Origin of the sequence: Pseudomonas sp., assembly GCF_050739655.1 — a bacterium.
Classification (GTDB): Bacteria; Pseudomonadota; Gammaproteobacteria; order Pseudomonadales; family Pseudomonadaceae; genus Aquipseudomonas.
The window spans coordinates 1-2,974 of sequence record NZ_JBOIBY010000307.1 but is presented as its reverse complement, the minus strand read 5'-3'; the positions used below and the strand labels follow the sequence as shown (position 1 = coordinate 2,974).

The window sequence follows — 2,974 nt, the reverse complement described above, 5'->3', positions numbered from 1 at the left end:
CAAGCATCCTGACTGATCGCGGCGCCTTGAGGTTTTTCGCGAGCAAGCTCGCTCCTACAGAGGTTCGGTGTTGGCCATGCTGTTGTGCTGGGCTAAGGTGCTTACATACCCTCTCCCCACCGAGCCCCCATGCCCTTCCTCACCCACACCCATCCTCGCCTGTCCGCCGCCACGACGCTGGGCATCGCGGCAAGCATCCTGGCGCCAGCGGATTCGGTCATCGGCAAAATCCTCATTGGCTGGAACATCGGAGTCTGGACCTATCTGGTCTTGATGATCTGGCTCGCCGCCCATTCTAAAGCCGCGGACGTGAAGCGCATCGCCGACATCGAAGACGAGAATGCCGGCCTGGTGCTGCTGGTGGTGTGCATCGCCGCGATCGCCAGCCTGGCGACCATCGGTTTTGAACTGTACGGCAGCAAAGCACTGCCAACCGTTCCCAAGCTGTTGCACTACGGCTTCACCGCCTTGACCGTGATTGGCTCCTGGCTGCTGATCGGGGTGATTTTCAGCGTGCACTACGCACGCCTGTTCTACACCTGTGAAGGCAAGGAACCGGCGCTGCGGTTTGCTGAAGGGCTGACGACGCCCAACTACTGGGACTTCCTGTACTTCTCGTTCACCATCGGCGTGGCGGTGCAGACTTCGGACGTTGGCGTGGCGACCAGGGACTTGCGCAAGATCGTGCTGGCGCAATCGTTGATCGGGTTCTTGTTCAACACGGCCATTCTCGGGTTCTCGATCAATATCGCTGCCGGGCTGTTTGGGTAACCGAGTGGTGTTCGGTCCCATGTCAGTAAGTGGTGATCTGCGTTATCAATGGCAACGAATATCCATTTTCGTTCACCGCTGTAATGTTGACCTCATAACGTGTGCGGGGAAACAAGAGTGGTCTGAGTATGGGTAGAGACACTTCATAAGCGCGAATATCCGCGTTCGGCCCCGTCAAAACGATGTGGTAGCGCGAGACACTCCCCATATTCACGGGCGCATTCCATTCCAGGATGGATATCAAACCTGCATGCCTGAAGCGCAAGTTGCGGGGAGCGCTGAACAACGGCACTGCGACGCCAACATTCAAGGCCGCCGGTGAAGAAGCATTGCCAGAAAGGTCAATGGCACACACCTCAAACTGGTAGATGCCGGGCAATAAATCTACGGCCAAATACTCCAGCAACGGCGTGCTGTCGAAGTATTCACGATTGTTGTAAATCACATATTCGGAAATACCGACATCATCGTTTGACGCCTCCCACTTCAGCGTGACCGTATCAGCGGTCACATCCGCAGCGCGCAGATTTGCGGGCGTCGTCGGCGTGGTGACATCCCGGGGTTCATGCACCAATAGCGTCGGCTCGGAGATTTGTCCGTATACATCAAAAGTCGAGACGCTGATCGAGTACTCGGTATCCGGGGTCAAGTTCTGCAATACGACGCCAGGCATTAAGAGCACATCTGCGAAGTGCTCTTCATTGATCATGATTCTTGCACCGGAATATGCAAAGTTATCCTGGTATCGCCATTCCATTCGGGCTGAAGTGGAGGTCAAAGCCGTGATACTCACCACTGGCGGTGGCGGCTTTGGTGAAGGCGCCTGTCCGGTGGTTTTGAAGACACTGATCGGGCTGTATCCCGATGTGTTCCCTTCGTTGTCTCTGGCACGCACGGCTACCCAGTGATAAGCGCCGCTGGTCAACTTTGTGAAGGTGAAGTGTGTGTTGAGGGTCGGAAAAACCAGCACCCCGTTCAAGATGACTTCATAGCCGCTCACGTCGACATCACTGGAGGGCTCCCAGTTCAGCGTTGCACCGATGTCGGTGATGTCGATGACAATCGGTGCCACGGGCCGTGCTGGAGGAATGTCATCAGCGACGGTTGTTTCAAACAGCGCAACGTCGGACGTTTCCCCATCCTGCCTGGCATGTACCGCGAACTTCAGGTGGTGCGGCGCAGTTCCCGATGACACGTCGGCCAGCCGGAAATTGAAACCCCAGCGGCCCGGTAGCGTGGTGAAAACACGGTCATTGATAGAAATTTCATGACTGGGAAACTGCTTGAAAACCGGGTTCCACGCCAACCTGCAGAGGCCATTTCGTTGACTGAAGCGCAAGTTGCCGGGAGTGCGCAACCTGGTCTTGAAGGTTGCGCCACGGGGCTCGGAAATGCCCGCGTCGTTGACCGCTCGCACGTCAACCCGGTAGTCAGTATGACTTTGCAAGTGGGTGAGGCTGACTTGAGGCTCGGTCACCTGTGTAACGAGAAATCCGTTTAGATACACTCTGTAGCGTGTGCCTTCAAAGCCCGGATTTGTAGCCGCCCAACATACGCTCAACGAAGTAGACGTCGCGTTCAGCAGTTTTGGAAAATCCGGTTTCCCCGGAACCTGAAGTTTGAACAGGCGACAACTGCTGACATCTGAAACATTGTTCCCCGCGGCTTTGGCGGTGACATGGAACAGGTACTCCGTATCGTGTTTCAACGCCGTTATTTCACAGGGCGAATGGGTGACACTCTTCGTTGTCATTGCATCACCCGTTACCTCGAACCCAATGGCATCCGGACACAGGCTGCAACTTGAATAGAACTCATCCCAACCAAGCAAAGCAGTGGTTGAGGATGTTCGCCAAATGCGCAGGTTCCCTGGAGCGCAAATGCGTCTCTGAAAATGAGGCTCTATTTCGCCTTCTACGGATGGCCTCATTTGGTGCTTCTGCGCTCAGGTCAAGATGCTCACTACTCAATCACACCCCAACTCATTGCATAACTATCAGAACTGATAGTGGCGCCGCGGCTCAAAAGTGTTATGGCGAGCCCTAATGCCAATCAGTTAAGCGATGAAGGTCAACTGTAGGAGCAGCCGGTCGACGCTCGATTGCTCGCGAAAAACGTTAACGATAACGCGGAAATTCTGAATGAACGCGGCGTCCTGAAGTTTTTCGCGAGCAAGCTCGCTCCTACAAATGCCTTAACTGAC

The 2,974-nt window shown here is 55.1% G+C and carries 2 protein-coding genes; one reads left to right on the top strand and one right to left on the bottom strand.

From position 1 onward, the window contains the following. The first annotated feature begins 129 nt into the window (after positions 1-129). Positions 130-771: a DUF1345 domain-containing protein gene (locus tag ACRESJ_RS14785; protein WP_431758552.1), complete on the top strand. Its 642-nt coding sequence runs from the start codon at positions 130-132 to the stop codon at positions 769-771. A 22-nt stretch (positions 772-793) separates the two neighbouring features. Here ACRESJ_RS14785 and ACRESJ_RS14780 read toward each other — a convergent pair whose 3' ends face one another. Beyond that, positions 794-2,524 (bottom strand): fibronectin type III domain-containing protein, encoded by a 1,731-nt coding sequence (locus ACRESJ_RS14780; RefSeq protein WP_431758551.1) that lies wholly within the window; start codon positions 2,522-2,524, stop codon positions 794-796. Between the last annotated feature and the right edge of the window lie 450 nt (positions 2,525-2,974).